The sequence below is a fragment of the Polyangium spumosum genome, assembly GCF_009649845.1.
Taxonomy (GTDB): domain Bacteria; phylum Myxococcota_A; class Polyangia; order Polyangiales; family Polyangiaceae; genus Polyangium; species Polyangium spumosum.
In genome coordinates, this window is record NZ_WJIE01000016.1 from 120943 (window position 1) to 133734 (window position 12792).

At 73.7% G+C, this 12792-nt stretch carries 7 protein-coding genes; all 7 read left to right on the plus strand.

Features of this window, described 5'->3' with window-relative positions; all coding sequences use genetic code 11:
* Positions 1-78: 78 nt before the first annotated feature.
* The 7 genes from GF068_RS44575 (at position 79) to GF068_RS36025 (ending at position 12788) form a co-directional block, all read left to right on the plus strand.
* Positions 79-2178 carry a hypothetical protein gene (locus GF068_RS44575; protein ID WP_153824066.1) on the plus strand — a complete coding sequence of 700 codons (2100 nt, stop codon included), beginning with the start codon at positions 79-81 and terminating at the stop codon, positions 2176-2178.
* Positions 2175-3332 carry a VWA domain-containing protein gene (locus tag GF068_RS36000; protein ID WP_153824067.1) on the plus strand — a complete coding sequence of 386 codons (1158 nt, stop codon included), beginning with the start codon at positions 2175-2177 and terminating at the stop codon, positions 3330-3332. Before GF068_RS44575 ends, GF068_RS36000 begins: the two co-directional genes overlap by 4 nt.
* Entirely contained in the window at positions 3329-4738 is a 1410-nt protein-coding gene (locus GF068_RS36005) for a hypothetical protein (RefSeq protein ID WP_153824068.1), read from the plus strand. The genes GF068_RS36000 and GF068_RS36005 overlap by 4 nt, the downstream gene beginning before the upstream one ends.
* Positions 4735-5070: a hypothetical protein gene (locus tag GF068_RS36010; protein WP_153824069.1), complete on the plus strand. Its 336-nt coding sequence runs from the start codon at positions 4735-4737 to the stop codon at positions 5068-5070. Before GF068_RS36005 ends, GF068_RS36010 begins: the two co-directional genes overlap by 4 nt.
* On the plus strand, positions 5067-8054 hold the full coding sequence (locus GF068_RS47235; RefSeq protein ID WP_153824070.1) for a DUF4132 domain-containing protein: 2988 nt from the start codon (positions 5067-5069) through the stop codon (positions 8052-8054). The genes GF068_RS36010 and GF068_RS47235 overlap by 4 nt, the downstream gene beginning before the upstream one ends.
* Positions 8055-8061: 7 nt before the next feature.
* On the plus strand, positions 8062-10731 hold the full coding sequence (locus GF068_RS36020; protein ID WP_153824071.1) for a PAS domain S-box protein: 2670 nt from the start codon (positions 8062-8064) through the stop codon (positions 10729-10731).
* 83 nt (positions 10732-10814) lie between these two features.
* Positions 10815-12788 (plus strand): sensor histidine kinase, encoded by a 1974-nt coding sequence (locus GF068_RS36025; protein WP_153824072.1) that lies wholly within the window; start codon positions 10815-10817, stop codon positions 12786-12788.
* Positions 12789-12792: the final 4 nt, after the last annotated feature.

A 12792-nucleotide genomic window follows, 5' to 3' on the forward strand; every position in this document is an offset into this window, starting at 1 on the left:
TGGACCACGGCGGCTCCAGGCCTTTCGAGCCTTCCACTTTACCCATACGAGGGCGTCGTCTAGCGTCCCGATCCGCGGATGGCGGAGCGGGGATTCTGCGGTGCCCTCCGGAGGGCGAGGGCGTTCGCGGAGAGGCCGTGGATCCGCGTGCTCGTCGTCGTGACGTCGCTGCTCGTGGCGGTCGTGTTGCTCCGGCCCGGCCCGAGCGGGCCGAAGCGAGCGACCTGGGAGGAGCTCGTCCTGCCGCTCGCCCCGGGAGCGATCGTCACGCGTGGATATCACCTGTCTCCGCCGAGGCGCGGCGAGGAAGAGGACGTGATCTTCACGGCGCGGCGCGGCGCGGAGAAGATCGAGATCCACGTCGTCGACCGAGGTCGATGGCCCGGCGTGCGCGAGACGAAGAGTTTTGGTGTCGCCTACGAGACGCCACGGTCGAACGCGCCGACCGAGGATCTCGAGGCCGTGACGCAGGCGCTGCGGGACGTGATCGACCGGAACGACACGGGGCACGGATCCCCCGCGTCGATCCCGCTCGCGGCCGAGGCGGAGCCGCCTGCCTTGGCGCGCGCGCTCATGCGGCTCGAAGGGTGGCGCGTGATCGTGGTGCCGGGGCTCGTCGCGCTGGCGGTGGGGCTCGTCGGAGCGCTGCGGAGGGGCGATGCGATCGTGGCGGCGGCGCTGTTCGGGCTCGGGCTCTTGTTGCGTGCGGCGCACCTCGATGTGCCGTTCGTGCATGACCAGGACGTGCAGCGTCTCTTCACGGGGGCCTTGCCGCTCGGCGAGATCCTGACGGGCAAGGGGCTCGAGGACAGGCACCCGCCGCTGTGGTTCGTGGTGCTGCACGTGGCGGGCTGGTTCGGGGATTCGGAGGCCGTCATGCGCGCGCCGGCCGTGATCGCGGGGGCGCTCGTGGCGCCGGCGATCGTGTGGGGGGCGCGGCTCGTGCGAGGGCGCGCAGGGCCACTCGGGGCGGTCGCGGCGCTCAGGGTGGCGGTGAGCCCGGAGTTCGTGGCGCGGTCACGGGAGGTGAGTGAGATCCCGCTGTTTGCGCTGCTCGTGGTGGTGATGTGTTCGCTCGTGGTGGCGATCCCTCACCCCCAACCCCTCTCCCGCCCGCGGGAGAGGGGAGGAGATGCGCCGTCTGAGCCCCTCTCCCGGGACGGGAGAGGGGTTGGGGTGAGGGAACTCGGACTCGCGGCCACGACAGCGCTGCTCGCGTGGACGTATTACCTCGCGCCGCTGGTGATCGCAGGCGTGCTCGTCGGCCTCTGGGCGGCGCGGAAGCCGCTCGCGAGCGTGGCGCGGCCGATCGGCTTGGGTGCGCTCCTCGGCGCGCCTGCGTTCGTGCTTCTCTTCGTGACGATCGTGCGGGATCACGGGGCGCGCGAGGTGGCGGAGCGGTTCCCGGATCTCGCGTGGGGCGCCGGGGAGGGCGCGGGGCTCGGGTACCTGATCGCGGAGGTCTACAAAAACGTGGGCCCTGGGGTGCTCGTCGCGGTCTGGGCGGCGATGGCCGGGCTCATGGCGCCGCGATGTGCAGGCGCCCTCGTGCCTTGCGGCGCGCTGCTCGTGACGATGATGGGGGTGTCGTTCGCCTCGAAGTTCGCCCGCGTGCAGCCCTATTACGTCGGCGCCGTGGCCCCGGTGCTCGCGCTCGCGATCGCGCTCGCGCCCAGAGGCCGCGTGCCGATGTGGATCTGGTCGGTGCTCGCCGGCGTCGCGCTGTCGTTGCTGTTCGTCATGCCCCGGCCGCGACCGCACCTCACGTACCTGCCCGACGCGGACGCGTTCATGCCGCGCTTCGCCGCGATCGCCGCGAGCCGCTCGGAGAAGCGTTTCGTGACGGTGGCGCACTACGACGCGACGCTGCTCGCGTATTACCTGAAGCGCGAGGCGAACGAGCCGGCGGAGTGGCCACGGACGGAGGTGTCGGGGGAGTTCGTCGTCGGGGAAGAAGGGCGGCGGATCCTGCCGCTCGTGCAGGTGCACCGGATGGAGGAGCAAACGGCGGAGCAGGCGCGGGAGAAGCTACGCGCGGCGCTCGCGGAGGGGCCGGCGCTCGTGATCGAGCGGGACGCGTTCGTGCTGGCGCCGGTGCACGACGAGATCGCAAGGTGCGAGGTGCTGGTGGAGGCGCCGTCGGCGCGGCTCGTCGCGTGTGGGGGAGGGGGGCGGTGACGAAGGGCGCGGACGAGAAGAAACACGAAGCGGCGCGGCGGCTGCGGCTGCTCTTCGGGCGCTTCGCGGACAGCGCCCTCGGCAGCCCGCTCGACGGGGACGAGAAGCTCCTCCGGATCGACGAGGATCTCTCGTTCCTCTACGACCGCGCGTTCCGCAAACAGGGCGCAGGGCGCAATACGCGCGGGGCGGGGCTCGGGCCGAGCGTGCTGCGGCCTTCGACGTGGCTCGCGAGCGTGGAGGAACTGTTCCCGCCGGAGGCGCGTGTGGTGATGGAGGAGGACGCGGCGGCGCGGCACGGGCTCGCGGCGTTGCTCGAGGATCCGGCGGCGCTCGCGACGGTGACGCCTTCCCCCGCGATCCTCGCGCTGCTCGTGCGGCTGCGCGGGCAGATCCCGGAGGCGTCGCTCCCCGCGGCGCGGCGGCTCATCGAGGAGGCCGTGCGGGAGCTGTCACGCGCGCTCGCGCGAGAGCTCGTCCCGTCGCTGACGGGCGCGTCCGCGCCGCGAGGTCGTACGAATCTGCGCGTGCTCGCGAACCTCGACGCGCGGCGGACGGTGCGCGAGAACCTCCGGAACTACGACCGCGCGCGCGGGCTGCTCGGCGTCGAGCGGCTCGTGTTCCGGCGGCGACAGGCGCGAAAGGAGCGGCTGCGGCTGATCGTGCTGCTCGATCAGAGCGGCTCGATGGTGGACAGCGTGGTGCAGGCGGCGATCCTGGCGGCGATCTTCGCGTCGGTGCCGTCGATCGATCTGCGGCTCGTCGTGTTCGACACGCACGTGGTGGACATGACGGAGCTCGCCGGGGATCCGGTGGAGGTGCTGTTCTCGCTGCAGCTCGGGGGCGGGACGTTGATCGAGCGGGCCGTGGGGTACGCGGCGACGCTGATCGCCGAGCCGCGGCGGACGCTCTGCGTGCTGATCTCGGATTTCCGCGAGGGAGGCGCGCTCGGGGCGCTCGTGACGCGGGTGAAGGATCTGCTCGACGCCGGGGTGACGGTGCTCGGGCTCGTGGCCCTCGGCGACAAGGGCGCGGGTGGGTTCGACGCGCGCGTGACGGGCGCGCTCTCGGCGCTCGGGATGCCGATCGGGGCGATGACGCCGCGCGAGCTCGCGGCCTGGGTCGGGCGTCACGCGCGCGGGGGCGAGGCGTGAGGTCGCGCGCGGCAGCGCCGGCCGGGATGCGGCGCGCGGCGGCGCGGACCGAGCTCGTGGCCGTGCCGATCGGGGGCGGCGCGGTGCGCGTCGGCGGCGCGACGGTGGCGCTTCGTGAGGGGCACGCGACGTGTGATTGCCCGATGGGCGGCGCGCCTTGGTGCCTGCATCGGCTGGTGGCGGAGGGCGAGGAACGAACACGGGATCTCGGCGGGCGCGAGGAGCGCGTGGAGGCGCCGTCCGTCGTGTTGCCCGAGCCCTCGGGGGCCGAGGCGCTGCCCGCGGAGGACGCCGCGCGGTTCGCGCCGATCCTCGGCGAGGTGGAGGCGCTCGTGGCCGAGCTCGTGACGCTTGGCCTGCGGCGCGCGGCGCGTGTGTCGGGGGATCGGGCGCGAGAGCTCTGCGCGCGCGCCGCTGCGATGCGGCCACGCGCGAGGGGGCCACGCGACGCGGGGCTCGGCAGGCTCGCGCGGGCGCTCGATCGCCTCGCGGCGCTCTTGCCGATGCTCGAAGGGCCGGACGTGGGCGCGGCGGAGGCGGACGCGCTGCGCGAGGTCGCGATCACGCGGAACCTCGTGCGCGCGCTCCGCGCGAACACGGGCGCGCTGCCGCTCGAGGACATCGCGGGCGCGTCGCAACGCGCGTACGTCGAGGTGCCGCCGATCGAGGTGCAGGGGCTCGGGCTCGAGGCGTGGGTCGCGGCGGGAGGTGTCGCGGGGGTGACGGCGTACGTGGCCGTGCTCGGCGAGGGTCGTGTCCTCACGCGGACGCTGCTGACGAAGGGCAGGCCCGAGCGGCTCGTGGATCCGCGGACGTGGGCGGAGGGGCTCGCGGCGGGGCCCGCGTTCGCGCGGAGCGGCATCACCTTGCGGGATCTCGCGCGCGGCAGGTTCGCGCTGTCCGGCGCGAGGATCGCGCTCTCTCACGGGCGCCTCTCGGGCAGCCGCGCGACGAGCGCCGCCCGGAGACCGGCGCTGCCGAGGGACGACGCGCGCCTCGCGCGGCACGTGCTCGCGCGCGCCGAGGACGCGGCGCGGCTCGGCCGGAGCCTCGCCTTCGATCCGCTCGGCCGCCCTCCGCGCTCGTCGCCGATCGTGCTCTTGCCCGTGCAGCGCCTGTCCCCGACCGACTTCGATCACGCGACGCAGGAGCTCTCGATCCGCATACACGTCGGGGCGGGCGTGGAGCTGCGGACGTCGCTGTCGTTCCGGGAGGAGCGCGTGCTCCTCTTCGACAACCTCGAGGTGCTGAGCCGCTCCGCGAGGCCTCCACGCTGGCTCTGCGTCCGCCTCGCGCGGGAAGGCGGCGCGCTCGTGATCGAGCCCCTCTCGGCCGAGCTCGCAGATGGCTCCACGATCGATCTCACGCTCGACGTCGTGGACCCCGCGCTCGAGGTGACCCGATGATCGCCGAGCGGCTCGCGAGGCGCGCGCGCGCGGCGATCGAGGAGCTCGCGGCGGCCGGCGCGCTCGAGCGGACGGAGAGCCGGGCGACCACGTTCCGGCGGCTCTCGGCGGACGCGCGGGCGATCGGGCTGTTCGATCTCGCGGCGCGGCTCGAGGCCGTGGCGACGGCGCTCGAGGGGCAAGCGGCGCTCGGGCCTCGGCCAAACGCCGCGCTCGCCGAGGCGCTGCTCGCGTCGTACGACAGGATCGAGGCGCTCTCCGCGACGCTCGCTCGTTCGGCGTTGCTCGCGGCGTTCGGGGCGGAGGACACGGGCGACGCGGAGGTGCCGTGATCGATCGGGCCGAGCCCTCCGATCTCGAGGCCGTCTTCCTCGTGCGGCTGCGCTCGCTCGTGCCTGCCGTGCGTGTCGTGGAGGTCCACGCGGATGCCTGGCCGGCGCGCCGCGTCGTCGAGCAGCACGAGGGGTACTTCGCCGAGGACGTGTTGCTCTTGCGGTACGAGCCTCGCAGGGAGATCCCCTTCCCGCTTCGCCTGCACGGCGCGTCGCCCGACGACCTCGCCTTCCACGAACGCGTGCGACGCGCGAGCCGCGTCTTCCTGCGCGCCGCGGCGCTCGTGGAGGCGCGCCCCCGCCGCGCGGAGCAGGCGTTCGGGGCGATCGAGGCGCTCTTCGAGGCGATCGGCCCCGACGCGGCGGCCTCGATGTGGATCGAAGCCGCGCGCACGTTCCTCGCGCTCGGCGACGAGGAGCATGCGGCACGGTGCCTGCGCCGCCTCGCGCGGCTGTCGAGGCGCGCGCCCGTCTCCGCGGAGATGCTCGTCGAGGCAACGATGTCGCCACGCGCCGGGATGATCCCGCCCGGGGATCTCGTCGACGCCGCGGCCGAACGTTTGGATGCCCCCGCGGGCCTCGCGCTCCGGCTCGGCGTGTTGCGACGTGTGCTCGAAGCCGGCCGCGACGTGCCGCCGGGGACGATGGCGGCGCTCGCGAGCGCGGCGCGGGCCGCGGCAGATCCTGCGGCGGCCGAGGCCCGGATCGACGCGGCCCTGCTCGGCTGTGTTGGCCTCGCAGGGACGTGGGCGCCGGCGGGCGAGGTTTCGCTCGTGCGCGCGCGGCTCGCGGCGCTCTGGGCGCACTCGCACGTGGCGGGTGAACACGGCGAGCGCGTGCGCGACGACCTCGCGCGTACGCTGCGCGGCCTGCTCGCCGACCTCGACGCGTCGCGCCTCTCGGCCGTGCTCGATGTCCTGCTGCCCGCGCGCTCGCATGACGATGGATCACTCGTCCTCGACGTCACCCGATGTTTGCTCGGCGCCCTCGCGCGCGAGAACGATCCGGCCGCCGAGGACACCTGCGCCCGCGCTCTCTTGCACCTCGCCGACGTCGCCGCGCCCCTCCTCTTCGAACACGCAGACGAGCTCGGTCCCGCGCTCGCCCTCGCCTTCGACAAACCCGCGTCGCGCCCGCTGCTCGCCGCGCTCTGCGCCGACCTCGACGCCGCCACGCGCTCCCGCCTCGGCCCGGCCGAGACGGGCCCGCCGCCGCGCTCCGGCTCGCGTGTCCGTCGCGCCCGATCCCTCACGCGATGGCTGCCCGCGCCGCTCGTCGCCGCGACCCTCTCCGCGCTCGTGTCTTCCGCCGCGGATCCCACGTTCGCCCCCGCCGCCTCCTCCCCCGCGCTCGCCTTCGCCTGGGCGCTCCGCCTCCTCGGCCTCGCGCAAGACGAACGCACCTCGGTCGACCTCGCCGAAGGCGCGCTCTCCCTCGCCGAGGCCCTCGCGCGGCGTATCGATCCTCGCCTCGTCTCCGCGACGAACCTCTCCGCCGCGGACCCCACCGTCCACCTCATGCGCCCCGATCCTGCCGCGCTCCTCCGCGGCGTCGCGCTCACGCGCGCCTGCCTCGCCGACCGGAGATCCCTGCGCCCCGAGCGCTGGCCCGCCCCGGCCCTGCCCGGCATCGAAGATCCACGCGACGCTCGTTTCGTCCTGCTCGCGTGGGCGCTCTCGTCGCTCGAGGCCTCCGAGGCCGGCAGCCATCACCTCGCCTTCGCGCGTATCGCCGAGGCGACGCCCCTCGTGCGCGCCGGCGCCGGCCGCCTCTCGCCTTCGACGCTCGCCTTGCGTGGCGCCTCGGGCTCGTTCGCTCGCCTCGCCGAGGCGGGTGTCCTCCGCATCCCCACCGCGGACGCGCCCTCCCTCCGCGACGTCGTCCTGCTCTGCGCTCCGCGCGAGCTCGCCGAAGCGTTCGCCCGCGACGTCGGCCTCTCCCCGCCCCTCGTCGCCGCGGCTCCAGCGTCGTCCGTCGCGCCACCACACCTCGATCCCCCCGCTGCCCCGGCCCCGCGCGAGCTTCCCCTGCCCGACCTCGATCCCGCGCGCTCCCTCGCCGATCTCTCGCCGCGAAGAACCCACGCCGCTGCCCTACCCGCGCGAGATCCCGCGCTGCCGCTCTCGCCCGTGATCGCCGGCCACGTCGTCTCGCTCGGGCCTCGCGGCGAGCTCCACGTCACGCCCGAAGGCGCGTCCTCTCCGCTTCGCCGCGTCCCTTCGTCCGTCCGCAACGACGACCGTTACCGCGCGCTCGTCCGCGGACGCCGCGCCGAACGCGCACACAAGCACGAGGCAGCCCGGCTCCTCGATGACCACATGCTCGGCGCCGCGCGTATCGGCGCCGCCGAGCTCGCGTGGCTGCTCGACGATCCCGCCTACGCCTCGCTCCTCCGGCACCTCGTCCTCGCCACGCGCCCGCGCGAGCCCGGCCCGCCCGAGGGCCTCGTGCTCCTCTGGGCCTGGGAGCCGACGCGTGGCCTCGGCGTCGTCCCGCTCGACTACGACGCGCGCTGGATCGGCTGGACCGACGTCGAGCTCGTTCATCCGGCGGACCTGCCCGACGTCGCCCCGTGGCGCGTGCTGCTCGACGACCTCGGCGTCAAGCAGGAGCTGCCCCAGCTCTTCCGTGACCTCCGCGGCGTCCCCGACGACGAGCTCGACGCGACCGAGAGCCACGCCCTCGCGCGTCGGAAGACCTCCGGAGCAGCCCTCCGGCGCGCGCTCGAGGACGAGGGGTTCTGCACGGGACCCGGGCTCGCCACGCGTACGTTCGTCCACCAACGTTCCCGAACGACCGTCACGGCGTGGTTCGACCCGGGCAGCCCTCCCTGGCCCCGCGACGCCACGTCCTCCGGCGCGTTCGGTTTCCAGGACCCGAGCGGCGCTCCGCTGACCTTCCGCGCAGTGCCCCGTCCGCTCGTCTGCGAGGCGAGGGCCCGCGTCGAGCGCGCCCTTGCGCGCGCCGCGTCACGCGCGAGATAGTCGAGCCTTGCCGGTTCGCCTCACCGCCTCGATCCTCGGTAGCAGCTCCCCCGCGCGCGCCGCGCTGGAAGCCGAGATCCGCGCGGCCGGCTTCGAGCCGCTCCCCGCCGCAGACGAGCGAGCGGAGCCGTCCCTGCTCGTCGTCTTCGAGCGCGCGGACGACGCCCCCGAAGCCACGCTCGACGCTTGCCGCGCCGCGCGCGCCTGGTTCGACGTCGGCCCGCTCGTCGTGGCGACCGAGCGCGACGGCGATACGCACCTCCACGCGCTCGTCGACGCGGGCGCCGACGAGCTTTTCGTCCTGCCATACGAGGCGCCGCGGATCGGCCCGCGCCTCGCCGCGATCCGACGCCGCATCCAGACGCTCGGGCGCCTCGTCGACGAGAAGCGCGACGTCGAGCGAAGGCACGAGCACCTCTACGAGCGCGCGCCCATCATCTTGCACTCGATCGATCACGAGGGCCGCCTCGTGAGCGTCAGCGACGGCTGGCTCGAGGCGTTCGGCTACGAGCGCGGGGAGGTCCTCGGCCGCCGCTCCGTCGACTTCATGACCGAGGCCTCTCGCGAGCAAGCGCTCGCCCGGATCCCCGAGCTCTTCCGCACGGGCGTCGGCCGCGGCACACGTTACGAGTTCGTACGAAAGGACGGCGGCACCTTCGAGGTGATGATGACCGTGCTCGTCGAGCGTGACGCCGCGGGCGCGCCCCTGCGCACGTTCGCCGTCTCCACGGATCTCAGCGAGGTGCGCAAGGTCGAGCGCGAATCGGAGGCCCTCCTGCGCGAGAAAGAGACGCGCCTGCGCGCGCTGCTCGACAACGCGCCGGTGGTCCTCTGGGCGGTCGATCGGGACGGCCTCATCACGTTCGCCGAAGGCAAAGGGCTCGCGCACCTCGGCTTCCGGCCGGGCGAGCTCGTCGGCACGTCCGCCCTCGACCTGCCCGTCGAGGGCGGCGTGGGGATCCCGCAGGTGAGCGAGCCGCTCGCGGGCCGGGTATACAAGGGCGAGATCTCGGTCGCGGGCGTGTGGTTCGAGCACGCCGCCTGGCCTCTGCGCGACGCGTCGGGCGCCGTGACGGGCGCGCTCGGCGTCTCCACCGACATCACCGAGCGGCGCCGCGCCGAGCTCGCCCTCCGCGAGAGCGAGCGGCTCGCGCAGGCCGTCTTCGAGAACGCCCCCGTGGGCATCCAGATCTTCGGCCCCGATGGCAACTCCGTGCGCATGAACGAGGCGCACCGCAAGCAGCTCCGCCTGCCGAGCACGAGCTACGGCGTCGGCCAGTTCAACGCCCTCACCGATCCGCTCCACGTCGAGACCGGGATGGACGCGTGTTTCGCCCGCGCATACGCGGGCGAGGTCGTCGAGATCCACGAGCAGGACGTGAACCTCGACATCGACGGCAACGCCTGGAGCAGCGCCCGATCGCGCCTCGTCTTCGACACGATCCTCTTCCCCATCCGCGACGGCGACGTGACCCGCGCCGTCGTCGCCTTCTGCCGCGACGTCACCGAGCGCAGGCACGCCGAGGCGCGCCTGCTGCTCGCCGATCGGCTCGCCTCCCTCGGCACGATGGCGGCCGGCGTCGCCCACGAGATCAACAACCCTCTCTCCTTCGTCCTCGCGAACCTCGAGTTCGTCGTGGGCGCCCTGCGCCGCGGGCCCCCCGACGCCGCCACGTACGAGGCCGCCACGCAGGCCCTCGACGAGGCCCTCGAGGGCGCGCAGCGCATGCGCGCCATCGTGCGCGACATGTCCACGTTCTCCCGCCCCGAGGGCGACACCGCCGACCGCGGGCCGATCGACGTGCACGACGTCCTCGAAAAAGCCCTGCGCATGACCCACCACGCCCTGCGCCACAGGGCCCGCGTCACGCGCGCCTTCGGCGACGTGCCCCGCGTCATCGGCAACGGGCCGCGGCTCGGCCAGGTCTTCGTCAACCTGCTCGCCAACGCCGCGCAGGCCATGCCCGATCGCCCCGAGTCCGAGAACGAGATCCGCCTCGTCACGCGCCTCGTCGACGGCCGCGTCGCCGTCGAGGTCGTGGACAACGGCGTCGGCATCCCGCCCGAGCACCTCCCGCGGATCTTCGATCCCTTCTTCACGACGAAGCCCGTCGGCGAGGGCACGGGCCTCGGCCTGCCGGTTTGTCACAGCATCGTCACCGCGCTCGGCGGCGAGCTCGCCGTCGAGAGCACGCCCTCCACGGGCACGATCTTCCGCGTGCTCCTGCCCGCCGCGCCTGTCGCCGAAGCTCCGCGCGAGCGCCTCCGCCCCAGGGCGCGCGACGAGCGGCCCCGCGTCCTCTTCGTCGACGACGAGCCCTACGTCTGCGCCGCCGTGCGCCGCATGCTCGGCCGCGACCTCGACCTCGTCTGCGTCTCCGGCCCCGACGAGGCGCTCGCGCTCGTCGGCGCGGGCGAGCGCTTCGACGCCGTCATCTGTGATCTCATGATGCCCGGCACGAGCGGCGTCGCCCTCTACGCCTCTCTGCTCGAGCTCGATCCCGCGCTCGATCGTCGCGTCGGCTTCTTGACCGGCGGCGCGTGCACCGACGAGGTCCGGTCATTCGCCGGAGGCGTCGAGGATCGCCTCCTGCTCAAGCCCTTCGAGTCCGAAACCTTTCGCGCCCTCGTCTTCGCGCTCGCCTCGGGCGACATGCCGCCGAAGCGGGCGCGCTAGCGCGACGAGGGCCACGCCCGGTCGACCTTGGTCTCCTCCGCAGGCTCCCGACGCGGGAGGCGAGGTTTTATGGACCCGCTCTGATGGCGTCTGGTCTCGACCTCGTCCGCGGAGGTTGGAGAGCCCCGCGGCGATGGAGAACATCCGGCGGCGGACTCGCTCTGACGCTGGGCACCGTCGGCGGGACGATCGCCCTCCGCCACAGCCTCGACCCGTTCCTCGACGCCACGTCTCCCCTGCTCGCGTTCGTCTTCCCGGTGACGATATGCGCCGCGCTCGGCGGCTTCTGGCTCGGGCTCCTTTGCACGCTCCTCTCCCTCGGGGCGGGCGTGCTCTTCTTCATGGATCCCCTGTACGAGCTCGCGCTGGTGCACACGGGCGACGTCGTCCGGACCCTCCTCTTCGCCGTCATCGGCTTCGCCATCAGCGCCGTGAGCGGCCGCATGCACCACGAGCTCGCGCAGAGCCGCGAGGCCGAGCGCATCATCGCCGACCGCGAGCAGGCGAACGCGCAGAACGCCCGTTACTTCCGCGCCCTTCTCGCCTCCCGCACCCTCGGCGTCGCCTCCTTTCGTGGCGGCGCCATCGTCGAGGCGAACGACGCCTTCCTCGATTTACTTGGTTTGACCTCCCATGAGTTCGCCCAGAGGGGCTCGATCGACTGGCGCGACATCACGCCCCCCGAGCACCTGGCCGCCGACGAGCGCGCGGGCAGGCAGCTCCGCGCGACAGGTTACTGCGCGCCTTACGAAAAAGAGTTCTTCCGGGCGGACGGGCGGCGCGTCCCCGCGCTGATCGGCGGCGCCTTCATCCTCGGCCGCCAGGGCAGAGAGCTCTCCGGCATGATGTACATCGTCGACCTCTCGCGCGTCCGCCGCGCCGAGCAAGCCCTGCGCGAGAGCGAAACGCGGCTCCGGCTCGCGCTCGACGCGGCCCGCGCCGGCTCGTGGGACTGGGACGCGGCGACGGGCCACATCGTCTGGTCCGAGCGCAACTACGAGCTTTACGGCGTCGATCCGAGGTCCGTGCCGACCTTCGATCGATGGCTCGAAGCCCTGCACCCCGAGGATCGCGCCCGCGTGAAGGACGAGTACCAGCGTGTCCTCGCGGGGAGCGACGAGCACTTCCGCCTCGAGCTACGCGTCGTCCACCCCGCGCGTGGCGTCCGCTGGATCTCCGTCCTCGGCCAGGTGTACCGCGACGAGCGCGGCGAGGCCGTACGCGCCGCGGGCCTGAGCCTCGACGTCACCGACCGCAGGAACATCGAGGAGAGCGAGCGCGCCGCCCGCGAGGAGGCCGAACGCGCGAGCCGCCTCAAGGACGAGTTCGTCGCGACGCTCTCGCACGAGCTGCGCACGCCCCTCACCGCCGTGCTCGGCTGGGCCCAGGTCCTCCGGCGCGCGCGCCCCGACGGCGACAAACTCGACCGCGGCCTCGAGGTCATCGAGCGCAACGCGCGCCTGCTCGCGCAGCTCGTCTCCGACCTGCTCGACGTCAGCCGCATCGTCACCGGCAAGATCCAGCTCGACCTCGGGGCCGTGGACCCCGGCACCGTCGTGCTCTCGGCGGCCGAGACCGTCCGCTCGGCCGCGGAGGCCAAGGGCGTCACGCTCGACGTCCACGTCGCGCCCCTCGCCGAGCCCCTCCTCGGCGACGCCGCTCGCCTCGAGCAGGCCGTGTGGAACCTCCTGTCGAACGCCGTCAAGTTCACGCCTCCGGGCGGCCGCGTCGACGTGACCGTGCGCCTCGAGGGCGAGCGCGCCCTCATCGTCGTCTCCGACTCCGGCCAGGGCATCGCGCCCGAGTTCTTGCCGCACCTCTTCCAGCGCTTCCGCCAGGAGGACAGCACCTCGACGCGCCGCTACGGCGGCCTCGGCCTCGGCCTCTCCATCGTCAAGCACATCGCCGACCTGCATGGCGGGCGCGTGTACGCCGAGAGCGCGGGCCCGGGGCGCGGCTCGACCTTCACGGTGGAGATCCCTCGTCGGTCCGCGCAGACGGCCGACGCTCCGCGCAGCTCGAGGCCGCCCTCGGCTCCCTGGCAACGCGCCGGCTGATCCC